Annotated in this window: 19 protein-coding genes; 7 read left to right on the forward strand and 12 right to left on the reverse strand. The window is 61.5% G+C overall.

The annotated features are described in order from the left end of the window. Positions 1–504: 504 nt before the first annotated feature. The 3 genes from CD932_RS18590 to serB are packed head-to-tail and all read left to right on the forward strand — an operon-like array spanning position 505 to position 5,840. A complete protein-coding gene (locus CD932_RS18590) occupies positions 505–1,449 on the forward strand; it encodes a 5'-nucleotidase (RefSeq protein ID WP_094444244.1) in 945 nt (314 codons plus the stop codon). Between the two features lie 60 nt (positions 1,450–1,509). Further along, entirely contained in the window at positions 1,510–4,953 is a 3,444-nt protein-coding gene (gene mfd / locus CD932_RS18595) for a transcription-repair coupling factor (protein WP_094444245.1), read from the forward strand. A gap of 44 nt (positions 4,954–4,997) precedes the next feature. Further along, positions 4,998–5,840: a phosphoserine phosphatase SerB gene (gene serB, locus CD932_RS18600; protein ID WP_094444486.1), complete on the forward strand. Its 843-nt coding sequence runs from the start codon at positions 4,998–5,000 to the stop codon at positions 5,838–5,840. Here serB and CD932_RS18605 read toward each other — a convergent pair whose 3' ends face one another. From CD932_RS18605 to CD932_RS18615, 3 genes are all read right to left on the reverse strand, one after another. Continuing rightward, positions 5,841–7,286 carry a mechanosensitive ion channel family protein gene (locus CD932_RS18605; RefSeq protein WP_094444246.1) on the reverse strand — a complete coding sequence of 482 codons (1,446 nt, stop codon included), beginning with the start codon at positions 7,284–7,286 and terminating at the stop codon, positions 5,841–5,843. It abuts the gene before it with no gap. 205 nt (positions 7,287–7,491) lie between these two features. Next, positions 7,492–8,961, reverse strand: coding sequence for a group II intron reverse transcriptase/maturase (ltrA, locus tag CD932_RS18610; protein WP_254926684.1), 1,470 nt, complete (start codon positions 8,959–8,961; stop codon positions 7,492–7,494). A 373-nt stretch (positions 8,962–9,334) separates the two neighbouring features. Next, positions 9,335–10,750 (reverse strand): IS66 family transposase, encoded by a 1,416-nt coding sequence (locus CD932_RS18615; protein ID WP_254926661.1) that lies wholly within the window; start codon positions 10,748–10,750, stop codon positions 9,335–9,337. A gap of 90 nt (positions 10,751–10,840) precedes the next feature. On the opposite strand from CD932_RS18615, the gene CD932_RS29785 reads away from it, so the two are divergent. Both CD932_RS29785 and CD932_RS18620 read left to right on the forward strand, forming a co-directional pair. Continuing rightward, entirely contained in the window at positions 10,841–11,101 is a 261-nt protein-coding gene (locus tag CD932_RS29785) for an NAD-binding protein (protein ID WP_176461049.1), read from the forward strand. Continuing rightward, a complete protein-coding gene (locus tag CD932_RS18620) occupies positions 10,996–11,421 on the forward strand; it encodes a hypothetical protein (protein ID WP_094444248.1) in 426 nt (141 codons plus the stop codon). The genes CD932_RS29785 and CD932_RS18620 overlap by 106 nt, the downstream gene beginning before the upstream one ends. Positions 11,422–11,601: 180 nt before the next feature. Here CD932_RS18620 and CD932_RS18625 read toward each other — a convergent pair whose 3' ends face one another. Next, positions 11,602–12,159: a TetR/AcrR family transcriptional regulator gene (locus CD932_RS18625; RefSeq protein ID WP_369679844.1), complete on the reverse strand. Its 558-nt coding sequence runs from the start codon at positions 12,157–12,159 to the stop codon at positions 11,602–11,604. Between the two features lie 41 nt (positions 12,160–12,200). Continuing rightward, on the reverse strand, positions 12,201–13,817 hold the full coding sequence (locus tag CD932_RS18630; RefSeq protein ID WP_094444249.1) for a methyl-accepting chemotaxis protein: 1,617 nt from the start codon (positions 13,815–13,817) through the stop codon (positions 12,201–12,203). Between the two features lie 298 nt (positions 13,818–14,115). On the opposite strand from CD932_RS18630, the gene CD932_RS28355 reads away from it, so the two are divergent. Continuing rightward, complete coding sequence (locus tag CD932_RS28355) at positions 14,116–14,559, forward strand: hypothetical protein (protein WP_141213301.1); 444 nt, start codon at positions 14,116–14,118, stop codon at positions 14,557–14,559. A gap of 272 nt (positions 14,560–14,831) precedes the next feature. Here CD932_RS28355 and CD932_RS18635 read toward each other — a convergent pair whose 3' ends face one another. Further along, the gene (locus CD932_RS18635; protein WP_094444250.1) at positions 14,832–15,968 is read right to left on the reverse strand and encodes an NAD(P)/FAD-dependent oxidoreductase; all 1,137 of its coding nucleotides are present in this window, start codon (positions 15,966–15,968) and stop codon (positions 14,832–14,834) included. A 68-nt stretch (positions 15,969–16,036) separates the two neighbouring features. Here CD932_RS18635 and CD932_RS18640 point away from each other — a divergent pair, with 68 nt between their 5' ends. Then, on the forward strand, positions 16,037–16,723 hold the full coding sequence (locus CD932_RS18640; RefSeq protein WP_094444251.1) for a TetR family transcriptional regulator: 687 nt from the start codon (positions 16,037–16,039) through the stop codon (positions 16,721–16,723). A 294-nt stretch (positions 16,724–17,017) separates the two neighbouring features. On the opposite strand, the gene CD932_RS18645 is transcribed toward CD932_RS18640, so the two are convergent. The 6 genes from CD932_RS18645 to guaB form a co-directional block, all read right to left on the reverse strand. After that, entirely contained in the window at positions 17,018–17,578 is a 561-nt protein-coding gene (locus tag CD932_RS18645; protein WP_094444252.1) for a TetR/AcrR family transcriptional regulator, read from the reverse strand. Positions 17,579–17,587: 9 nt separating this feature from the next. Next, positions 17,588–18,058 (reverse strand): nuclear transport factor 2 family protein, encoded by a 471-nt coding sequence (locus CD932_RS18650; protein WP_094444253.1) that lies wholly within the window; start codon positions 18,056–18,058, stop codon positions 17,588–17,590. 1,034 nt (positions 18,059–19,092) lie between these two features. Beyond that, positions 19,093–19,521 (reverse strand): Arm DNA-binding domain-containing protein, encoded by a 429-nt coding sequence (locus tag CD932_RS18655; protein WP_094444254.1) that lies wholly within the window; start codon positions 19,519–19,521, stop codon positions 19,093–19,095. 22 nt (positions 19,522–19,543) lie between these two features. Continuing rightward, positions 19,544–19,768: a hypothetical protein gene (locus CD932_RS28360; RefSeq protein ID WP_141213302.1), complete on the reverse strand. Its 225-nt coding sequence runs from the start codon at positions 19,766–19,768 to the stop codon at positions 19,544–19,546. A gap of 159 nt (positions 19,769–19,927) precedes the next feature. Then, positions 19,928–21,538, reverse strand: coding sequence for a glutamine-hydrolyzing GMP synthase (guaA, locus tag CD932_RS18660; RefSeq protein ID WP_094444255.1), 1,611 nt, complete (start codon positions 21,536–21,538; stop codon positions 19,928–19,930). Positions 21,539–21,603: 65 nt separating this feature from the next. Then, positions 21,604–23,064 (reverse strand): IMP dehydrogenase, encoded by a 1,461-nt coding sequence (gene guaB, locus CD932_RS18665; protein WP_094444256.1) that lies wholly within the window; start codon positions 23,062–23,064, stop codon positions 21,604–21,606. Positions 23,065–23,219 lie beyond the last annotated feature (155 nt).

Here is a 23,219-nt window from a genome sequence, read left to right on the forward strand (position 1 = left end):
GCAGATCGCCGTGGCCGCCACCACCGGCCATGGCGCATGTGTCATGGCAGAGCGAAACAGACAGCAGGATCGGCCGGCAGTGGACTAAAGCAGGAGCGAAGATGGCGTGCGCCGTCATCCGCGCCAGGGCGCATGATGCTACCGCAGCCAGTGTGAGTTATCCGACAGGCAATGTCGCGTTAAGTTTTGCAAAATTTTGCTTAGATAACAAAACGTATATTTTCGTAACGATGTTTTTTCGGCAAAACCAACCATCATCAGGCCTACCCGCCGCCATGCAAAACGGCCGCACGAGGCGGCCGTCCCGGCAGATAGTCAAATGATGGCGACCGATTGACAGTCTTCCGATTCCTGGTGCGACGCCCTGGCCTTGCGCGCCAGCTGATTGGCCTGTGCCGAGAAAATGGTTTTGACAAGCAAGGAATCGAGAGCGAACGGAGATCATCCTTGGCTGCGCCGTTGAACCTCGTATAAGATGGTCGCAAAGCACACACCGAAAGCACCATGGCCTATCTTATCGAACAAAAACTGGTGATTGGCGTCGCCTCGAGCGCGCTGTTCGACCTGTCCGACTCGCACCAGGTCTACCTCGACAGCGGCCCCGAGGAATACCGCAAGCACCAGGAAGCGCACCTCGACACGGTGCTGGGGCGCGGCGTGGCCTTTCCCTTTATCCGCCGCTTTTTAAATATCAACAAGCACCATCCGCACGAAGCGCCGGTGGAAGTGGTGCTGTTCTCGCGCAATTCGCCGGAAACGGGCTTGCGCGTGATGCGCTCGATCGCCCACTATGGGCTCGATATTTCGCGCGCCGCCTTCATGACCGGCAAGACACCCTACCCTTATCTGCCCGCCTTCAACGCCTCGCTGTTCCTGAGCGCCAATGAAGACGACGTGCGCAGCGCCCTGGCCTGCAACTACCCGGCCGGGCTGGTGCTGCCTTCGCGCACCGAGGACGACGAGGCCGACGACGAACTGCGCGTGGCCTTCGACTTCGATGGCGTGATCGCCGACGACGAGGCGGAAACCGTTTTCAAGCGCCATAACGACGTCGATGAATTCCACGCCCACGAAACGCTGAACGTGGGCAAGCCGCACCGCCCCGGCCCGCTGGCCGATTTGTTCCAGAAACTGGCGGCCATGCAGCGCCTGGAAGAGCAGGCGCAGCAGCGCGACCCGGCCTACAAAAAGATCCTGCGCATCGCCATCATCACGGCGCGCAACGCGCCTTCGCACGAACGGGTGGTGACGACCCTGAAAAGCTGGGGCGTGGCGGCCGATGAAACGTTTTTCCTCGGCGGCATGGACAAGTCGCGCGTGCTGGCCGTATTCAGGCCGCATATCTTTTTCGACGACCAACTGAGCCACTTGAAATCCAGCGGCGGCACCATCCCGATGGTGCACGTTCCCTTCGGCGTGGCCAATGTACGGGCGGGCGATGGTCTATAATCGTACCTGGCTGCCCAGCCATCCCCGTCAACTGCCTCTGCCACCTGCGCCATCGCCTGCATGTCCTTAGCCCTGAAAAAATCGCTCCCCAAGCCCGGCAACCGCTACGCGCTGCCCGCCCTGTATGGTTCATCCGACGCCTATGCGCTGGCGCTGGCCGCCTTGGCACTGAAGTCGCGCGGCCAGATGCTGGCCGTGGTGGTGGCGCAGGCCAGCGACGGCCAGCGCCTGCTCGATGAAATACCGTGGTTTGGCGGCCAGGAACTGCGCTGCCATCTGCTGCCGGACTGGGAGACCCTGCCCTACGACGCTTTTTCGCCGCACCAGGACCTGGTGTCAGAGCGCCTGGCCACCCTGCACGAAATCCAGAACCGCCAGTGCGACGTCCTGATTGTGCCGGCCACCACCGCGCTGGTGCGCCTGGCGCCGCCGTCGTTTCTGGCGGCCTACACCTTCTTTTTCAAGAAGGGCGAAACGCTGGACGAAGCGCGCCTGAAGTCGCAGCTGACCCTGGCCGGCTACAGCCATGTATCGCAAGTGATGTCGCCCGGCGAATACTCGGTGCGCGGCGGCCTGCTCGACCTGTTCCCCATGGGTTCAGCCCTGCCCTACCGGCTCGACCTGTTCGGCGACACCATCGAGACCATCCGTACCTTTGACGCCGACACCCAGCGCTCGCTGTACCCGGTGCACGAAGTGCGGCTGCTGCCGGGCCGTGAATTTCCCATGGACGAAGCGGCGCGCACCACCTTCCGCAGCCGCTGGCGCGAGCAGTTCGAAGGCGATCCGTCGCGCTCGGTGGTCTACAAGGACATCAGCAGCGGCATCGCCTCGGCCGGCATCGAATACTATCTGCCGCTGTTTTTTGAACAAACCGCCACCCTGTTCGACTACCTGCCGCCCGACGCCTCGCTGGCCCTGGTGGGCGAAATCGACGCGGCAATCGGCCGCTTCTGGACCGACACGCAGTCGCGCTACCGCTTCCTGAAAGCCGACCGCGAACGCCCGATCCTGCCGCCCGAATCGCTGTTTTTGGGCGACGAGCAGTTCTTTGCGCTGGCCAAGCCCTACGGGCGCCTGGCGATTGCCAAGTCGAACGATGCGCTGGCCTCCGAACTGTCGGCGCCGCTGCCCAATATTGCGGTGAACCGCCGCGCCGATGATCCGCTGGCCAATCTGCGCAGCTTCCTGCTGCAACCGGGGCGCAGGGTGATGGTCTGCGCCGAGTCGAACGGCCGGCGCGAAACCTTGCAGCAGTACTTTTCCGAATACGATTTGCAGCTGACGCCGGTGGAAGGCAGCGACGGCTTTTTGCAATCAAGCGCCAAGCTGATGCTGGGCGTGGCGCCGCTGCATGCCGGTTTCGAGCTGTACACGGACGCCGGCAACCTGGCGTTCATCACCGAGACCGAGCTGTATGCAGGTTCGGGCCGGCGCGTCGGCAAGAAAAAACAGGAAGGCGTCACCCAGGTCGAATCGATGGTGCGCGACCTGTCGGAGCTGAAAATCGGCGATCCGGTAGTGCATATCAACCATGGCATCGGGCGCTACATGGGCTTGACCAGCATGGACCTGGGCGAAGGCGAAACGGAGTTTCTGCACCTCGAATACGCAAAAGACACCAAGCTGTATGTGCCGGTGTCGCAGCTGCACGTGATCTCGCGCTATTCGGGCGCCTCGCCGGAAGACGCGCCGCTGCATTCGCTCGGTTCGGGCCAGTGGGAAAAAGCGAAAAAGCGCGCGGCAGACCAGGTGCGCGACACGGCCGCCGAGCTGCTCAACCTGTATGCGCGCCGCGCGCTGCGCCAGGGCCATGCCTTCGAATACTCGTCGCACGATTACGAGCGCTTTGCCGACAGCTTCGGCTTCGACGAGACGCCCGACCAGGCCGAGGCGATCCACAATGTGATCCGCGACATGACATCGGGCAAACCGATGGACCGCCTGGTGTGCGGCGATGTGGGTTTTGGCAAGACGGAAGTGGCGCTGCGCGCGGCGTTTATCGCCGTCATGGGCGGCAAGCAGGTGGCCATCCTGGCGCCGACCACCCTGCTGGCCGAGCAGCACGCGCAGACCTTTGCCGACCGCTTCGCCGACTGGCCGGTGCGCATCGCCGAACTGTCGCGCTTTCGCAGCGGCAAGGAGATCACGCAGGCCTTCAAGGGCATGGCCGACGGCACGCTCGATATCATTATCGGCACGCATAAACTGCTGTCCGATGACGTGAAGTTCACGCGCCTGGGGCTGGTCATTATCGACGAGGAACACAGATTCGGCGTGCGCCAGAAAGAAGCGTTGAAAGCGCTGCGCGCCGAAGTCGACGTGCTGACCCTGACGGCCACGCCGATCCCGCGCACCCTGGGCATGGCGCTGGAGGGTTTGCGCGACTTTTCGATCATCGCCACGGCGCCGCAAAAGCGCCTGGCCATCAAGACGTTCGTGCGCAGCGAAGGCGAAGCGATCATCCGCGAAGCGTGCCTGCGCGAGCTCAAACGCGGTGGCCAGATCTACTTCCTGCACAACGAGGTGGAAACCATCCAGAACCGCCTGGCCATGCTGACCGAACTGCTGCCCGAGGCGCGCATCGCCGTGGCGCACGGCCAGATGCACGAGCGCGACCTGGAAAAAGTGATGCGCGACTTCGTCGCCCAGCGCTACAATATTTTGCTGTGCACCACCATCATCGAGACCGGCATCGACGTGCCGACCGCGAATACCATCATCATGCACCGCGCCGACAAATTTGGTCTCGCGCAGCTGCACCAGTTGCGCGGCCGGGTCGGCCGTTCGCATCACCAGGCTTACGCCTATCTGCTGGTGAATGACGTGCAGGGTCTCACGAAACTGGCGCAGCGCCGGCTGGACGCCATTCAGCAGATGGAAGAACTGGGCAGCGGCTTTTACCTGGCCATGCACGACCTGGAAATTCGCGGCGCCGGCGAAGTGCTGGGCGAGAGCCAGTCCGGCGAGATGACGGAAATCGGCTTCCAGCTGTATTCGGACATGCTCAACGAAGCCGTGCGCTCGCTCAAAGCCGGCAAGGAGCCGGACCTGGCCGCGCCGCTGGCGTCGACCACCGAGATCAACCTGCATGTGCCGGCGCTGCTGCCGGCCGACTTCTGCGGCGATGTGCATGAACGCCTGTCGATCTACAAGCGCCTGGCCAACTGCGCCACGCAGGACAAGATCGACGATATCCAGGAAGAGCTGATCGACCGCTTCGGCAAGCTGCCCGACCCGGTGAAAGCGCTGATCGAGACGCACCGCCTGCGCATCGCCGCCAAGACTGTGGGCATCGTCAAGATCGACGTGCATGGCGAAGCGGCCACCCTGCAATTCATGGCCCAGCCACCGATCGATCCGATGCGCATCATCGACCTGATACAGAAGAACCGCCATATCAAGCTGCATGGCCAGGACAAGCTGAAAATCAGCGCCACCATGCCGGACCTGGCGGCGCGCGTGACGCAAATCAAGACCACCATCAAGCAATTGACCGTTTAGACTTTAACCGCAGGCTGACCATGACCAATACCTCCTCCGTGACCATGAACTTGATACTGCAGGGCGCCGATGGCGACCCGGCGCGCCTCGAGCGCATCGCCGCGCTGGCCGCACCCACCAGTATCACGCGCCTGGGGCCGCTTGCGCTGCGCTGCGAAAAAATCAGCTACTCGCAAGCGCTGCTGCCGACCATCGAGATGGCGGCGCAGGCGGCCCAGATCGACGCCACCTACCTCATGGGACGGCGCGCGCTGAGTGAATTCAAGCTCGTCGCCATGGACATGGATTCGACCTTGATCACCATCGAGTGCATCGATGAAATCGCCGACATGCAGGGCCTGAAACCGCAGGTGGCGGCCATTACGGAAGCGGCCATGCGCGGCGAACTCGATTTTACCGCCAGCCTCCGGCAACGCGTGGCCCTGCTCGAAGGCCTGGACGCGTCGGCGCTGCAGCGCGTCTACGACGAACGCCTGAAACTGTCGCCGGGCGCCGAAAAAATGCTGGCGGCCGTGCAAGCGGCCGGCCTGAAAACCCTGCTCGTGTCGGGCGGCTTTACCTTCTTCACCGAACGCCTGAAAGAGCGCCTGGGCCTCGATTACACCCACGCCAATGCACTGGAAATCGTCGACGGCAAGCTGACCGGCAAGGTGTTGGGCGGCATCGTCGACGCCGAGGAAAAGCAGCGCACGGTCGAACGGGTATGCAAGGAGCTGGGCATCTCGCCGTCGCAGGCGATCGTCATGGGCGACGGCGCCAACGACCTGAAAATGATGGGCATTGCGGGCCTGTCGGTGGCCTTCCGCGCCAAGCCCGTGGTGCGCGCCCAGGCCGACGTGGCGCTCAATTTCGCGGGGCTGGACGGCGTGCTGAACGTGCTGGCCTGACTATTTCGCCAGCCTGAAAAACTCGCGGATGCGCTCGATCATGCCTGGCGATTGCGGCGCGCCCGCAGCCTGGCCCGCCGGGCGCAGCAAGGCGTCTTCGTTGACGCTGCGGCGCCGCTCGATCAGTTCGGCGATGCGCCCGACCAGCATCGGGTTGCGCTCGAAAATCGCGGCCATGGTGTGCTTGGCCACTTCCAGGGTCACGCTGGCCACGCGGGCGCGCACATGGGCCGAGCGCGGCGCCCCCGTAAACAGCGACATCTCGCCGAAACAGTCGCCGGGCCACAGCCGCGCCACCTCCAGCGGGCCGTGCGGGCCGTCGATGATCACCTCGAAACTGCCCTCCAGCACCACGAACATGGTCTCGCCAGCGTCGCCGGCGTTCAGCAGCGCCTGCCCGGCGGCGGTATGCACCGTCACTGTCTCGGCCGCGATCACGGCCAGTTCCTGGGCCGACAGCGCCGACAGATAGCGCGCGCTGCCCAGCACACTGGCGCGCACCTCGGGCAGCTCCAGGTGATGCTGTCCATGGCCGCCATGGCGGCGCCATTCCACCTGCGTTCTGCTGGTCAGCGGCACGCCGGCGGCGCGCAGGAATTGCGCGCCATACTGCAGCGCCACGTGGCTGTAAGTACCTGGCGACCTGGCGCCCACCTCGACGAAATACACCAGGCGATACGTGGCCAGGCCGTCCTTCAGGGCCGCCACCTGCACGTAAGGCGCAGGCTGGGCGGCCAGCAGGCCGTCCATTACCGCGCGCGCCAGGGCGTTGTCGAGAATGGCCAGGACGCGCGCCGTATCGTGTTCGGCATCCAGTTCCAGCACGCACTCGTATTTGGACAAGGGACTCGGGCGCGAGCGGTTGGTCACCATCACGCCGGCAAATTCGCCATTCGGTATCAGCACCAGATTGTCGGCGCGGTCGGCCAGCACCACGGTGCGCCAGGCGAAATCGAGCACCTTGCCAGACAGGTCGCGGCCACGGTATTGCAGGTCGACCCAGTCGCCCACGCTGATCGAGGCGTCCAGGTGCAGCGCAATGCCGGAAAATACGTCGGCCACCAGGCCGCGCAAACCAAAACCGAGGATCAGGCCGATCACGCCGGAGGCGCCCAGCATGGCCGTCATCGACAGGCCGAAGACCTGGTTCAATATGCCGCAAAAAGACAGCGCGTAAATCAGGAAGGTGACGATCTGCAGCGCCAGCCGCGGCACCCGCATGTCGGGTGTGCGGCCGCGCGCGGCCAGCGCCCACATCAGCTGGTCCAGCAGCATGGCCAGCAGCAGCAATTGCAGCAGCGGGATGCCGTCGCCGGCCAGCAGGCCCGCCGCCGCGCGCCCGTCGGCCAGCCAGCCGAACGGCCCACCCAATACTTCCAGTGACGCCAAAGCCAGCAAGATGCTGGCCACGGCCAGTAATGCACTCCTGATCCAGTACTTGTTCATGATGCCCCATCTTGCAAAATCGTCGGCATCACTGCCCCAGTGTTCATGATAGCGGGCGATTGTGACGCCGGCATGACAAGCTGACCACGGCGCGCGCGCCGGGCACGATATTTTTGCTATATTGCAATTATGGTCGCGGTAGGGACAGAAGTCTCCTCCTGCCCCCCGCACAGATCCCTGCGAGCGGCACTACCGCACAAGGCTCCTACCTTGGGTGTGTGACGCGAAACCGTTCACTTGGATACGGATGAGTATTACGATAAGGTGGGATGTAGCGCTTCACTAACCGATTGAAACGCTCCCAAGACAGGCAATGTCGTTGGCTGCGACGCATTAATGTGTGCCGCCACGTTCGACAAATTTCCGTGCGAAAGCTGCATAGACGATGCGAGTTTCCGGGTACTGCGAAGTAGTTGAAATAGCCCTGCACGACCCGACCAAGCCATTTTCCAACAGCAGGTACATCATCGTGCATTCTTTTCCTCAACTCCGCCCGGATTGCTTTTAGCGTTGCCCGCATTCGCTTCTTCACCGTCACACGCAGGATCGCAAACCAGCCTTGGCGGGTCTTCCCGCAACAGTGCGTGAAGCCCAGAAAGTCGAATGTTTCCGGCTTTCCTTCCCCCCGCAGCTTGCGCTGCTCCTGAGCATGGCGTCCGAATTCAATGAGTCGCGTCTTGTCTGGATGGAGCGCCAGTCCGAATTTCGCCATGCGTTCCCGCAGTGCGGCCAGAAACTGCCCGGCATCGTCCTTTCGCTCGAACCCGACCACACTGTCATCGGCATACCGGACGATGATGATCCGTCCTGTCGCGTGTCGTTTTCTCCACTGATGCGCCCATAAATCGAGCACATAGTGGAGATAGATATTGGAAAGCAGCGGTGAAATCACCGCCCCTTGCGGACAGCCCTGCAAGGATTCGATACGCCTTCCATCCTCGATCACGCCCGCCTTGAGCCATTTGCCAATCAGCCGAAGTAGGCGCTGGTCAGCAATCCGATGCCCCAGAAATTGCATCATCCACTTGTGGTCGATGGTGTCAAAGAACGCCCGTATGTCCGCGTCCAGTATCCAGTTCACCCGATGGCTCTTGATCCCGACATCAAGCGCATCGAGCGCATCGTGCTGGCTGCGCCCCTGTCGGAATCCGTATGAGAATCCAAGAAATTCCTCTTCATAGATCGCGTTCAAGACCTTAACCACGGCCTGTTGCACGACCTTGTCCTCCAGTGCTGCAATTCCCAGCGGCCGCAACCTGCCGTCCGCCTTCGGGATGTACACGCGCCGCGAGGCTTGCGCACGATAGGCACCGGAATGTATTTCCCGATGCAATTCATGCACCCGTGTGTAAAGTAATTCCTCGTATTCTCCCCACGTCACTCCATCTACGCCTGCCGCCGCGTTCCGCTTCAGATCATAGAAACTTTCCACCAATAACGATGGCGTTACATGGTGGAGGAGTGCTGTGAATTTCATCCGCCCGCCCTTCTTGGCGGCTTCCCGTACGCGCTCAAGTCCCATCAACGCATTTTCCCGACTCTGAGTCCGGCATGCGGGAGGCTCTTGCGCGTTTCCCTCGGTTGCACCCCTTCCCTCCACCGTCTCCGCAGGCTTCCCCTTGTTCGACGGCTTCTTCGGTACTATGGGCATATCCGACTTCTCAACAGCGTCGATGGCGGCATTACGGCCACTGGCCTTTTCCACCCCGTCCGGCAACTTCCCGGGCACTGTTGAGATCTCCCAGCTTCTGTGCAGATTGCTTCCCGACATGCGCAGGTTCTCCGACCGCGCGGGATCAGAACATGACTTGCGATTGTCGCCATGCTCCATATTGCCTTCCGAGACAGTCAACGTCGTCGGCATCCCGATTCCTTGATTTCGCGGCTCAATGGCTGGCCTGTCGGTGTCCCCTGTCAACGCTTCGCCACACGCCTCACGACGTGTAACGCATGACTCGGGGTCAGAGTGATTCGCCATATCTTCCCTGTATTGAACTTTCATCAACTACAATCTGCCAGCTTATGCTGGCGCACTGACTGTTCAGCCGTTATGCGGCTGGCTGGATAGGATTGCCGGCGAAGGCGCGCTGCAGGACGGTGAGCATGCCGTGCCCTTGCTTGCGCAGCGTATCGAGGCAGGAACGAATGACGCAGAAATGCTCGGCGCCAGCGAGCGTGCGGAAGCAGCCGGAGATTTTCTGTTTGACCTTGGGCATGCGCACGGCGCGCTCGCCAACATTGTTGGTGAACGGCACGGCCGGGTCGCTGATGAAGAGCAGAACCGCGTCGGCGTGCTGGCGGAAGCGGCGTAGCAAATTGGCCGCGACGGTTTGTTTGCTGCGGCCGCGTTGTCCGGCTTGTTGCGTGGTTTCGGGATGGATCGCTTCCCCCTCCCGCACCAAGGCGTCGTAGACAGTACGGAAGGCGGCAACCTCATTGGCGTCAAGCGTGCGCTGTTGGTGCCGGGCCGCCGTGCAGACCCGGTTGGCGCCGAGTAGCAACTGCATCATCGACTCGGGCCATTGCTGGCCGGTGACTTCCTTCACATAGACCAGTTCGCGCAACAAGTGGGCATTGCATAAGGCATGGACCGAATCGTCAAGCCGCCAGTATGGCGCCCAGCAATCGTGCACCAGCACGCCAAGGCGGTTCGGCAGGATGCCATGCGCCTCGATGGCCGCCATCCCCCGCTTGGCGTGTACGCCATACCAGGTCAGCGTGTCGTTGGCGGCGATGTGCAACCAGTGCAGTTTGCCAGCCACGCGCAGGCCCGATTCGTCGGCGTTCAGGACCGGCGCTGCATGCAACCGGTCTGCAATGCAGTCCGCCGTCGCTTGCAGGGCCGCGCGCGCTTCGGCCACCCACGCCAGCAGCGTGGCCGGCGAGATCGTCAGGCCATACACATCGTGGATCAGTTCGGCGGCGCGCGCATACGGCAGCATTTGGCCTTGCGTCAAATGCACGCCCAAGGCGCGCACGTTGGGCCCGTATTGCACCAGTTCGGTAACGTCGTCGGGAAAGCTGCTGACATGGACCTGGCCGCAGCGGCAGGTCACTGCCAGCGTGCGGTGCTCGATGACGTCAAACACAGTGGCAGGCACGTCAATGATCTGGCGCCGCGCAGCCACCTCGGCCTGCTCCAGCGGCAGCGCGCTATAGCAACGCATGCACTGCTGCGGCAACGGATGATTGACCGTGTCGGTCGGTTTGGCAACGCGTTTGAGCGTTGTGCCCTTGTGACCGGCCTGACCGCCGGGCGGCTTGCCCGACGGCTCGCGCAACGAACTCGTCTTCTTGACCAAGCCATCGGACGATGGCGGCTTGCTCGAATTCTGGCTGGTCTTGCTGACCTTCGATTCCAGCGCATCGAGCCGTTCCCACAGCGACAACACGACGCTCTCAAGTTCACCGCGCGTGAGCGCAGAGAGGTCGGGAGGGGTGCGTTTTTTTGCCATAGCCAGCATGATGAACTTATCCGCAACTGTTTACAACTTTTTTATTGCTGCCATAGCTGCTGAACAGTCACAAGATTCTTATATTGATGGAGGTGATCGATGAATGAGCACTCAATAACCAACGGACGACGACGGGTCCTCGTGTCGGGTGCGAGCATTGCAGGTCTGACAATCGCCTGTTGGCTGAACCGCTTCGGATTCGACGTCACAGTGGTGGAGCGGGCTGCGACCGTGCGGTCGAGGTCGCCGAGCGGATGGGCATCCTGCCGATGCTGCGGAACGCGCACATTCAGTCCAGGCGCATTACTTTCCTGCATCCGGATGGAAGCGTTGCCGGTGCCATCCGGCCCGAAGAACTGACGGGTGGCGACGAACAGCGCGACATCGAACTGCCGCGTGGCGATCTCACCGATATCCTGTATGGCCTGACGCAGGACGGCTCAATCCGCTACCAGTTCAACGATTCGATTGCGTCCCTCAGCGACGACGGCACGGGCGTGAGCGTGAGCGTCGAAAGCGGCGCGGCCGGATACTACGACGTAGTCGTCGGCGCCGACGGCATCCACTCCCGTGCCCGGCGCGTGGTCTTCGGACCGGAGCAGCCCTTCAGCCATTACCTCGGCTACTGCTACAACGGCTTCTCGACGCCCAACTGGACGGCGCGAAGCAGCACCGCCTGATCACGGAGAAGTTCGCCGGCATCGGATGGGAAGTGCCAAGGCTGGTCGACGCGATGCTGCATACCGACGACCTGTACTACGACGTCGTGAGCCAGATACGACCTATATCCTTTCCGGCGAGCTGGCAACTTGCAGCTGTCCCTCTGATACATTCGCGCGCCACGAATTCTTGATGCGCCCTTATGCCGAGGCCAACCAGGATCTTGCAGCGAAGGAGGGGCATTTCTGCTGCCGCTTGCACTGGGCGATATCGACGTGCGTGATCGGGCGCTGGCCAGCTTGGGTTCGGCCGATGCCTTTCGCGGTGATCGCATTACATCCGGGCTTCCCGTATTGGACAACAGTCCCGATCGAAGCAGCAAGGCTCGGATGAGTGCTCGTGTTCCTGGCAAGCTCTTCAAGATAAGCTCGTAGCGCTTCGCCTGGCGTGAGAGCTGGGTCGCGCGAACGGCTGGTCTCCGCCAGCGACAAGAAACGCTCATTGCCCGTAGCGGCCAAAGGTGCCTCACGTGTGGGAAAGCGACGATAAAGCGTACCGATACCGACGTCTGCGCGCTTGGCAACTCCCTCCAGCGGAACACCCGCTCCTTTTTCCAGGAAAAACTCCTCGGCTATTGGCACAGGTGTATTCGAACAGATGCAAGACCGGCTGCGCGAACAATGGCGTGTACGTATTGGACGAGCAAGTACGCCAAGTGCAGCAGTACCCCGCGTGGCCAATGAAGCCAATGGCATCATTGGCCATGCGCTGCAAAACCTGGAAAAAGTGCTGGCGGCGCTTACCGAAGTCGATTTGCCGCACCGACTGGTATCCGCCGCGCAGGCGCCAGCACGGCCGCAGACGTGTCGACTACCGTGAAGCGACTCACCTGCGCCAGCAACGCCTGCGCCTGTTCGCGCATGCTGGCGGCGGCGGCGGCGGCCTGTTCGACCAGCGCGGCATTCTGCTGGGTCATCTCGTCCATCTGGCCGATGGCCATGTTGACCTGCTCGATGCCCTCGCTTTGCTGCTCGCTGGCGAGCGTGATCTCGCCCATGATCTCGGCCACCTTGCGCACGCTCTCGACCACCTCGCTCATGGTCTGGCCGGCGTGGTCGACCAGCCGGCCGCCCTCGTCAACCTTGTCGACCGAGTCGTTGATCAGCGTCTTGATCTCCTTGGCCGCCGAGGCCGAACGCTGGGCCAGGTTGCGCACCTCGGACGCCACCACCGCGAAACCGCGGCCCTGCTCGCCGGCGCGCGCCGCCTCGACGGCGGCATTGAGTGCCAGGATATTGGTCTGGAAGGCGATGCCGTCGATGACGCCGATGATGTCGGCGATCTTGCCGGAACTGGCCTTGATCGAGCCCATGGTCTCGACCACCTTGCCGACCACGGCCCCGCCGCGCACGGCGATGCCGCTGGCAGTGACCACCAGCTCGTTGGCGTGGCGGGCATTGTCGGCGTTCTGCCGCACGGTACTGGTCAGTTCCTCCATCGAACTGGCCGTTTCCTCGAGCGCGCCGGCCTGCGCTTCGGTGCGGGCCGACAGGTCGGCGTTGCCGCTGGCGATCTCCTGGGCCGCCACGGTGATGGTGTCGGTCGACAGGCGCACGTCGCCAACCAGCTGCGACAGGCTGCCGTTCATCTCGCCCAGCGCGTCGAGCAACTGGCCGGTTTCGTCGCGCGCCCGGTTCTCCACGCGCGAGGTCAGGTCGCCGGCGGCCACGCGGCGCGCCAGCGCCACCGCGCGTTCGAGCGGCTGCACGATCGAGCGGCCCAGCGCGATGGCCAGCGTGCTGCCCAGCAGCAGGATCACTGCGCCAAGTGCGAGCATCAGATTGCGGCTGGCGACGTTGATTTGCTCGATCTCCTCCGTGGCCTCATCGATCTGGCGACGCTGCTCGGCCAGCAGCGCTTCGGCCACGGCCAGGAAGGCGACGCTGACCGGGGTGTAATGGTCGCGCATTTGCCGTTGCGCCTCCTCGACCTTGCCGGCCTTCTTGAGCGCCAGGATGGCATCGCGCGCGCCCAGGAAATCCTTGCGGCGTGCGCCCAGTTCGGCGTACAACTTCTTCTCGACGTCGCTGTCCATCCTCGCCTCGACCTGCTTTTGCAGTACGCTGGAGGCGGCCGACGAAGCCTTTATGGCGGCGGCAAAATAGTCGCCCAAGCTGGCGTCGGTGCTGACGATGATGGCAGTGGTGCGCGGGACCGCCGCGTACATGTAGCGATACCATTCCTGCAGATAGCGCTCGGTGGCCATCGGCTCCTCAATCATGCGGTGGGTAGCAGCCGCCACACCGCTCAGGCGCGTGATGCTGACCGCGATCGCGATCACCGACAGTAACAGAATGCTGGCAAAACCTAAGGCGAGACGCCGTTTGACGCTGATGTTGCTGAATATTTCAATCATGCTGGAACTCCCGGGTAAAACACGCCACGCCCGCGCGGCAAGGCCATCATCTTATCTCGAAAATCAATTAAAATGAGAAATTTGTTAATTATAAATAAAAAAATGATTATTTCGTTAGCTAAAGCTAACAGATGCGGCGAAAATCACTCCGGCTCGACAGCATGCTGGTCACCTTGTTCGTGAACACTTTAGGATTTGGCAGGGGTTCGAAGCCCGGCTATGCGCTCCTCTCCAAATCGCTACGCGAAACCCCGGCCTTCGGGCCGGGCTATTCTCTGCGCTCAAGCCTGAAGGCGGGATGTCAACCGGAGTCAGATTTAAATGTGTGAATGCATATTTTCAGAAACGGGAGAGTTATAAATTAGTTATTATTTTCAACAGCTTACCGAATTTGGAAAGCAATTACGTCAACTGGGATGCAAGGAAAGGAAATGTGCCACTTCCTGGGCGCCGAAAATCGACATCAATTCGCATCGTCAGCGTCTTATCGATACGATCCGAAATACGCAAAATAGCTCCATCGCAGCCGCGTGATAGCGATGCGCGCCTGCTTGTTGAATGGCCGCTTGTGCAGCGGCGAAGCGGGCGGCGATGCGCCGTACAGGTGGCCACTGCTTACGCATCGCTAGGGCGCGTCGAGCAGGGCTACGTTGAGCCGATAGGCCACATTCGCGCCGCACATGCGACAGGCGATTTCCAGTATGTCGCCATCACCGGGCAGCATTTGTTGGCGCCGATCTGATGCACGATGCTGTGCCGCTGACAGCTTGCAATGCATCAGGGATGCACAGAGTCCCAAACCAGCTTGAGCGGTAGACCCGGGGGGAGATGTAGGCGGCACCGGTCGACCTCCGAGCGGCGTGCCGCCACGCCCTCACATGGGTCAATGTCGCACTTGGCCAACTGCGTGGTGATCGCCTGACCGGATAATCGCAAGCCTGAGCGGAATATCGAACAGGCCGCGGCAACGCCGCCAGCCCGGTAAACGCGGACGGCTTTGCGGTTCCGGCGGGATCACCCTGGAAGGGGCGCTTGCCCCTGTAGCATCGCGGCCAGTGCCACGGCTGGGGCGGCGCCGCCCAGCAGCGCGTGCAGTGCGGCCCCTTCAGCCGCAGCTGCGGCACTGCGCGGGAACATGGCTTGCTCGTACGCGGCAAGCGCCGCCTCAACGTCGTCTCGATGGGCCACCAGGGCCAGCCCGAGTTCGGCGCCATCGAGCAAGGCCAGGTTGGCGCCTTCGCCGTTGGGCATAGCCAGGTGGGCGGCGTCGCCGAGCAGCGTGACGCCCGGAACGCGCGCCCAGCGATGCTCTGCCGGCAACGCATAGATCGGGCGAAACAAAGGCGGCGTGTCACTGTCGGTGATCAGCGCCTTGAGAGCCGGTGCCCACCCGGCGAATTCCTGCGCGACGCGCGCGCACCCAGCACCCGCGTCGCTGAAATCGATGGCCGCAAACCAGGCTTCGGGCCGCGTGAGCATGACATATGTGTGCAAGGTCTCGCCACGCTCCCGGTGCGCCGCGATGGTTCCGTGCTGGCCAGGCGCGATCATCGCGCCGTTACCGACCAATGCGGCGCTGGCCGGGTGGCGGATCGCTGCATCGAACAGCCACGTCTCTATATAAGCCAGGCCTGCATAGGCTGGCGTGGCCTCGGACAGCAGCGGTCGCACACGTGACCACGCGCCGTCCGCGCCCACCAGCACGCGAGTCGCGACGGTCATACCATCGGCAAACGTGACTTCGTGTCTGCCGGCGTCGAGCGAGCGTACTGCGGTGACCTTTTGGCCCCACTGGACGGTGCCGGCCGGGAGGGAGTCGAGCAGCATCTGGCGCAGTTCGCCACGCTGCACTTCGGGCCGTCCACCTGCACCGTCGTCTGACTGGTCGAGCAGTACCGTGCCGTCATAGTCCAGCACGTAGCTTGCCTGCCGGCCGGGCAGGATCAAGTCCTGGAACGCGTCCAGCAGCCCGGCGGCCCGGAGCGCCACCTGGCCATTCTCCGCATGGATGTCGAGCATTCCGCCTTGGCTGCGCGCCGAGGGTGAAGATTCTGCTTCATACACCACGGCCACGATGCCGTGCAGGTGCAAAACGCGGGCGAGCAGCAAGCCCCCCAGGCCCGCGCCGATGATGGTGATTGGATCATGCATGTTTTCCTCTTTTATGGAACGTCGTTCCAATATCTTGGAACATTATTCCATATGTGTCAAGATGCGGCATGACTACTCCGCCAACCCGTCCCCCAACCACCCGCGTGCGCCGCACAGCGTCCCTGTCACGCGAACAGATCGTCGACGCCGCCATCCACCTGCTCGACAGGGGCGGCGAAGCCGGGCTGACATTCCGCACGCTGTCCGAGCAACTGGCCACTGGTCCCGGCGCGCTGTACGGGCACATCGCCAACAAGCATGACCTGGTCGCTGCGGCATGCGAAGCTGTGATCGCCCGCACGGTAAACGTGCAGGCAAGCGACGCGTCACCGCAGGACACCGTGCGCGCAGTCGCACTGGCCATGTTCGACGCGCTGGACGCCCACCCGTGGGTCGGCCCGGCCTTGACTTGGTCGGCAGGACAGTTGACGATGGTGCGTATCATCGAGCAAATTGGCCAGCAGGTCGTCGCATTGGGCGTGCCGGCAGCGGCGCGGTGGGCGACGGTGACCGCGCTGCTGAACTACATCCTCGGCGTGGGCGGGCAAAACGCCGGCAACAGCAAGACCGCGCAGAAGCTCGGCGCCAATCGAGAGGATCTGCTGGCGTCCCTGGCGACAGCATGGTCGGCGCTCGATGCGCACGCGTATCCGTTCGTGCGCAGCGTCGTGACGCAGATGCGCGTGCACGACGACCGCGCCGATTTCCTCTTCGGGATCAACTTGATCCTGGCAGGCATCAAGTCCCAACACTGAGCGCACCCATGGCGCCATCTTTGCCAAGCCGGGCCCCCCGGAGCGCTTCAACTTTGGCGCCGATCCAGTCGACGTTGTCTTCTATCGTTCGAGGATTTGATTACTACCTGGAAGTCGACCGGAATTCCAAACGTTGCCGTGTTTGTCAATATCAAGGAGAACTTCTGGCCGGATGCGATAGGCAACCTCGCCCATGCGTTGAGTCCAGCACGTGAACTGGGGAAGGTTTGCACAGATGCCAAGGGAGTGAGCCCCCGATGATGTGCAAGCTGGCGGAGTCCCCGTACTTCCGGGCTAAACGGACAGCAGGCGATCCCGTAGCCTACTCAAAGTGTCAGTGAAAATTTCCGTTTGATCTAAAGCCCTAGCCAAAACCAAGGCACCTTGTATACCGCCAACAACCTCTCTAGAAAGAGCTTTGGCCTCCTGCGGCTTGCGACCCGTCCGCTCCAGCGCAGCGGCAAGCGCATCGATCCAGGCTGCAAAGTAATCACGCACACGATCTGCAAAGCGATCACGCTCGCTGCCGAGCGCGAAAACTCCTACCAAACAGACGCGGCGACCAGAGAGGAAGTACCGGCCTACGTCGTCGAACATTGCCTTGATGCCTTCTACAGCATCCGCACGCTCGATCAGTGGTTCAAAAACATGCTGTTTGAACCACTCATCGACCTGAACCAGCACGGCTTCCGCCATTTCCTCTTTGCCTCCTGGGAAAAAGTGATAAATGCTGCCCTTACCCAGTTTGGTGCCTTCGCTGATGCGAGCCAAGCTCGCCCCCTCGAAGCCGTAGGTTCGGAATATTTCCCCTAGTAGCGGGATCACATCTTCCCGTTCCGCAATTATTCTAGCCATTCATCTTCCTTAAAAACCGAAACTGCTCAGCTCAGGATAATCGGCTGGGCGTGGGCCGCTATTGTCCCACAGGAACTTGCGATCTTCAGGCTTGATAGGATGCTCGTTGATGCAAGCGTGACGGTGATGCATCAGGCCGTTCTCATCGAACTCCCAGTTTTCATTGCCGTAGGCACGATACCACTGACCGGAGTCGTCATGGTATTCGTAAGCGAAACGCACTGCGATGCGCGCCCCGTCAAAGGCCCACAGCTCTTTGACCAGGCGGTAATCCAACTCGCGGGTCCACTTGCGTTTCAGCAGAACGACGATGGCTTCGCGCCCTTGCGCGAACTCGGCGCGGTTACGCCACCAGCTATCTTCGGTGTAAGCGAGGGCGACTTTTTCTGCATCGCGAGTGTTCCAGCCGTTTTCAGCGAGACGGACTTTTTCGATTGCGGTTTCACGGGTGAAGGGCGGCAAGGGTGGACGGATAGACATGTTAGTTCTCCTGGCTGTACTGATCGGAACACAATGTACCTATCAGTAAAGAGACTATAGACGGGCAAATTTTTCTTTGCAAGCTTTTTTCAAAATGAGCGTAAGCGGCCAGCGCCCCCGCCTATGAATCCGTGAAGCCCCAGGCCAAACTCCGAATTTTTACTTGGAGATGAGGATGGTGAACACCGAACGCGAAGCGGTTTGGCAAGAGCGTGTTGAGCACTGGCGAGCAAGCGGACTGTCGCAGCGCGCCTTCGCCCTGCAAGAGGGCTATCCAATACGACAGGTGGGTTACTGGGTTCGCCGACTGACCCGGTCGCCGGCAACGCCTGGGCTTTTGCCGGTGCAGGTAACGCCAGCGCCGCCGGCGCCCGTCGCCACGTTTTTGCAGCAGCCGTAGCAGGGGTAAGGGAACTGGCATCCGCAGTCCAAGCGCCGCGTACACCGATCAAGATGTGCGGTCCCGGACAGCAAATTTTGGGCATGGCGCCGGTGGGATGGCAGCTGCAGCCATGCGGATACTTGATGACGCAAACTCACACCGAGTCGGTTGCAGTATCCGTCCCACCCGGCTACCGAATCGAAGTGGCGGATGTTGGGAAGATGATCACTGCCACGATTGTGGCACCAAACGGCTCGGTTGCCACGAGCGGATTCGCAGCAGAGTATGGTCGTGCTTTCGTGTTCGACCGTATTCACACCCATCCAGCTCATCGGCGACGTGGATTGGGCTGTGCATTGATGTCGGCACTCGGGAAAATACAGTCATCGGCCACGACAAGGGTGCTTGTCACTACCGAGAACGGCCGCGCCTTGTACGCTGCCCTGGACTGTACCATGGCGTCTGTTTACTCGATGATTGTTATTCCTGATTAGATAACCCGTCCTGTGCTCTTTACGATGAGCTAGCGGTTTCCATTACTCATCAGCGCTACCCCAGCCAATACGCGCTGCATTGCGGAGGCGGGCTTTTACGATGATGTGATGAACAGGAACGATGGTGGAAATGTGTGCCCAATCGATATAACCACTCCTTACGTGACGCGGCGAAACGCTCGCCGGAGCGCCGGGGGCGCCCTCAGCGAACACGCTGCAGTCCAGCGGCGCATGGCGCGCGTCGATTCCGCCATCCTGTATTTGTCGAGCCAGCGTTCGGCCCAGACAGAAAACGGCTCCTGTGCCTTGCGCCGCCGGAGGTTCTCTTCTTTCGTGCGCGCTGGCGACACGCCTGCGGCGACGGCCTTGCGCGCCTCGGCAAGCGCTTCGCGCGCTTCACGCAAGCTCATGCCACCCACGCCATACCGGCCCAGCGTAACGGTCTCCTGGCGTCCGTTCACGCGATAGTTGTAGCGGCAGGAAATGCCGCCGGACGCCGCCACCATCGCATACAGTCCGTCCCGGTCCGCCACCTTGTAGGGCTGCCCGGTGCCCTTGATATTTTTGAGCTTTGCATCTGTCAGCATATTTGCCTCCAAACGTATACCATCACGCCAAAGAAATAATCAATAAAATCAGTAATTTGCATGCGATTTTAGACGCTGATTCCATCGCATGAATGGCACTAAAACCGGCAAAAGTACCATCAACGATTCCGGCGTTTCCCAGACTTGGAAAAACCAATAAAAACAAGGACTTATCGCGCTGTATACCATCAGGTATACCATCAAGGCCCAACTGCGCCTGATGGTATACATATCTCCACAGCATCATCCCAGGCACGCCATACCATCTTGAGTACCATCAAAAAAACCTGCTCGGCGTTACCTGAGGTTGCCTGACAATGCGCCTCAAAATGAAAAAACCCCTGAAAAATCAGGGGTTTGTCTTTATCGTCCTACCCGGCTTTGCCAGCGGCTGCCAGACGGGAGATCACTCCCACTCAATCGTCGCCGGTGGCTTGCCCGAAATATCGTACACCACGCGGTTGATGCCCCGCACTTCATTGATGATGCGGTTCGACACCTTGCCCAGCAGCGCGTGCGGCAGGTGGGCCCAGTGCGCCGTCATGAAGTCCTGGGTCTGCACCGCGCGCAGGGCTACTACCCATTCGTAGGTACGGCCGTCGCCCATCACGCCCACCGATTTGACAGGCAGGAACACGGCGAAGGCCTGGCTGGTCGCTTCGTACCAGTTGGCCGGCACGCTATCCTGATCGAAGCCTGGCACCACGACTGGCTCATACGGCGTGTTGCGCAGCTCTTCGATGAAGATGGCGTCGGCGCGGCGCAGCAGATCGGCGTAGTCTTTCTTGACTTCGCCGAGGATGCGCACGCCCAGGCCCGGGCCCGGGAACGGGTGGCGATACACCATGTCATGCGGCAGGCCCAGGGCCACGCCCAGCTTGCGCACTTCGTCCTTGAACAGTTCGCGCAAAGGCTCCAGCAGTTTGAGCTTCATCGTGTCCGGCAAGCCGCCCACATTGTGGTGGCTCTTGATGGTCTGGCCTTTTTTACCTTTGCCGGCCGACTCGATCACATCCGGATAGATGGTGCCTTGCGCCAGCCATTTGGCATTGACCAGCTTGCCGGACTCGACCTGGAACACTTCGACGAATTCGCGGCCGATGATCTTGCGTTTCTGCTCGGGATCGGTAACGCCGGCCAGGTGGCCCATGAACTGGTCTTGCGCATCGACGCGGATCACTTTCACGCCCAGGTTCTTGGCGAACATGTCCATCACCATCTTGCCTTCGTCCAGACGCAGCAGGCCGTGGTCGACGAACACGCAGGTCAGCTGGTCGCCGATGGCGCGGTGGATCAGGGCGGCGGCCACGGACGAATCGACGCCGCCGGACAGGCCCAGGATGACGTCGTCGGTACCGACTTGCGCGCGGATTTTCTCCACCGCTTCGCTGATGTAGTCGGGCATGTTCCAGTCCGATTTGCAGCCGCAGATTTCATGCACGAAACGGCCGATCATGGCCTTGCCCTGCACCGTGTGCGTCACTTCCGGGTGGAACTGCACGCCGTAGAACTGGCGCTCTTCATCAGCCATGGCGGCGATCGGGCAGCTCGGGGTATTGCCCATCAGCTTGAAGCCCGGCGGCATTTCCAGCACCTTGTCGCCGTGGCTCATCCACACTTTCAGCATGCCGTGGCCTTCGTCGGTGACGAAGTCGGCGATGCCGTTCAACAATTTGGTATGGCTGCGGGCACGCACTTCGGCATAGCCGAATTCACGCACCAGGCCGTTTTCAACCTTGCCGCCCAGCTGGGCCGCCATGGTCTGCATGCCGTAGCAGATGCCCAGCACGGGCACGCCCAGCTCGAACACGGCTTGCGGCGCGCGCGGCGAATCGCCTTCCAGGGTGGAATTGTGGCTGCCCGACAGGATCACGCCGGCGGCGCCATAGTTGCGCACGAATTCTTCGCTGACGTCGTACGGGAAGACTTCGGAAAACACGCCGGAATCGCGCACGCGGCGGGCGATCAGCTGGGTCACTTGGGAGCCGAAATCGAGAATAAGGATTTTAGAATGCATGGTGGGGGCTTTATCTGGAGTCATTGCAAAACCGGCGCACTAGGCGCCGGTTAGTCTGTCGCTATTTATTCCGAGCGGTAATTCGGCGCTTCCTTCGTGATCTGCACATCATGCACATGCGACTCGCGCATGCCGGCCGAGGTGATTTCCACGAATTCCGCTTTCTCGCGCAGCTCGTCGATGGTGGCGCAACCGCAGTAGCCCATCGATTGACGCACGCCGCCCACCAGCTGGAAGATGATCGCCAGCACGCTGCCCTTGTAGGCCACGCGGCCTTCGATACCTTCCGGCACGAACTTGTCGGCCTTCATGGTCGCGTCCTGGAAGTAGCGATCCGCCGAGCCGTCGGACATGGCGCCCAGCGAGCCCATGCCGCGATACGATTTGTACGAACGGCCCTGGTACAGGATCACTTCGCCCGGCGCTTCTTCGGTGCCGGCAAACATCGAACCCATCATGACGGTCGAGGCGCCAGCGGCCAGCGCTTTCGAGATGTCGCCCGAGAAGCGGATACCGCCGTCGGCGATACAGGGCACGCCGGTGCCGGCCAGCGCTTCAGCGACGTTCGAAATGGCGGTAATTTGCGGCACGCCGACACCGGCGACGATCCGCGTGGTGCAGATCGAGCCGGGGCCGATGCCGACCTTGACGGCGTCAGCACCGTACTCGACCAGCGCCTTGGCGGCGGCGGCGGTGGCGATATTGCCGCCAATAACATCCACTTGCGGATACTTGGTCTTGATCCAGCGTACGCGATCGAGGATGCCTTGCGAATGGCCGTGGGCGGTATCGACCACCAGCACGTCGACACCGGCGGCGACCAGCAGGTCGATGCGCTCTTCATCCTTGGCGCCCACGCCGACGGCAGCGCCGACCAGCAGTTTGCCCTGGCTGTCTTTCGACGCGAACGGGTGCGAGGTCGACTTCTGGATATCCTTGACGGTAATCAGGCCGCGCAGTTCAAACGCGTCATTGACGACCAGCACACGCTCGAGGCGGTGCTTGTTCATCAGGCGCTTGGCTTCGTCGCGGTCGGCGCCTTCGGTGACGTACACGAGTTTTTCGCGCGGGGTCATCTTGGCGCGCGCTTCGGCGTCAAGTTCCTGTTCAAAACGCAAGTCGCGGTTGGTGATGATGCCGACCACGGTCTTGCCTTCGACCACAGGGAAACCGCTGATGCCGTATTGCTCGGTCAGGGCGATCACGTCGCGGATTTTCATTTCCGGCGGAATCGTGATCGGATCGCGCAGCACGCCGGCTTCGAAACGCTTGACGCGGGCTACTTCACGTGCCTGGTCTTTCGGGTTCAAGTTCTTGTGGATGATACCGATGCCGCCTTCCTGCGCCATCGCGATCGCCAGACGGGCTTCCGTCACCGTGTCCATGGCTGCGGACAGCAGGGGGATATTCAGGGTGATATTGCGGGTCAGGCGGGTTTTGAGGGACGTATCGGCGGGCAGAACGTTGGAGTAGGCTGGGACGAGCAGCACGTCATCGAATGTGAGTGCTTTTTGAAGTAGACGCATAGCATTTCCTATTGGCGCAAAAGTGAATTATACAGAAATTATTGCACTTTGTCTCAGACTTAACTAACCCACTCCAGACCAAGTAAGCACGCGGGCAGGACATCAATATCTTGGTCTGTAGAGGGCTGCAAAGGTCTACGTTTTCGCCCAAATTT

This window comes from Janthinobacterium sp. PC23-8, from assembly GCF_002250505.1.
In the GTDB taxonomy this organism is placed as follows: Bacteria; Pseudomonadota; Gammaproteobacteria; order Burkholderiales; family Burkholderiaceae_D; genus Janthinobacterium.

Coding starts and splice junctions, on each gene's coding strand:
- CD932_RS18590 (WP_094444244.1), top strand. CDS start 505: ATGGCCTATCTTATCGAACAAAAACTGGTGATTGGCGTCGCCTCGAGC.
- mfd (WP_094444245.1), top strand. CDS start 1,510: ATGTCCTTAGCCCTGAAAAAATCGCTCCCCAAGCCCGGCAACCGCTAC.
- serB (WP_094444486.1), top strand. CDS start 4,998: ATGAACTTGATACTGCAGGGCGCCGATGGCGACCCGGCGCGCCTCGAG.
- CD932_RS18605 (WP_094444246.1), bottom strand. CDS start 7,286: ATGAACAAGTACTGGATCAGGAGTGCATTACTGGCCGTGGCCAGCATC.
- CD932_RS18615 (WP_254926661.1), bottom strand. CDS start 10,750: ATGCTGGCTATGGCAAAAAAACGCACCCCTCCCGACCTCTCTGCGCTC.
- CD932_RS29785 (WP_176461049.1), top strand. CDS start 10,841: ATGAATGAGCACTCAATAACCAACGGACGACGACGGGTCCTCGTGTCG.
- CD932_RS18620 (WP_094444248.1), top strand. CDS start 10,996: ATGGGCATCCTGCCGATGCTGCGGAACGCGCACATTCAGTCCAGGCGC.
- CD932_RS18625 (WP_369679844.1), bottom strand. CDS start 12,159: ATGATGCCATTGGCTTCATTGGCCACGCGGGGTACTGCTGCACTTGGC.
- CD932_RS18630 (WP_094444249.1), bottom strand. CDS start 13,817: ATGATTGAAATATTCAGCAACATCAGCGTCAAACGGCGTCTCGCCTTA.
- CD932_RS28355 (WP_141213301.1), top strand. CDS start 14,116: ATGTCAACCGGAGTCAGATTTAAATGTGTGAATGCATATTTTCAGAAA.
- CD932_RS18635 (WP_094444250.1), bottom strand. CDS start 15,968: ATGCATGATCCAATCACCATCATCGGCGCGGGCCTGGGGGGCTTGCTG.
- CD932_RS18640 (WP_094444251.1), top strand. CDS start 16,037: ATGACTACTCCGCCAACCCGTCCCCCAACCACCCGCGTGCGCCGCACA.
- CD932_RS18645 (WP_094444252.1), bottom strand. CDS start 17,578: ATGGCTAGAATAATTGCGGAACGGGAAGATGTGATCCCGCTACTAGGG.
- CD932_RS18650 (WP_094444253.1), bottom strand. CDS start 18,058: ATGTCTATCCGTCCACCCTTGCCGCCCTTCACCCGTGAAACCGCAATC.
- CD932_RS18655 (WP_094444254.1), bottom strand. CDS start 19,521: ATGCTGACAGATGCAAAGCTCAAAAATATCAAGGGCACCGGGCAGCCC.
- CD932_RS28360 (WP_141213302.1), bottom strand. CDS start 19,768: ATGATGCTGTGGAGATATGTATACCATCAGGCGCAGTTGGGCCTTGAT.
- guaA (WP_094444255.1), bottom strand. CDS start 21,538: ATGCATTCTAAAATCCTTATTCTCGATTTCGGCTCCCAAGTGACCCAG.
- guaB (WP_094444256.1), bottom strand. CDS start 23,064: ATGCGTCTACTTCAAAAAGCACTCACATTCGATGACGTGCTGCTCGTC.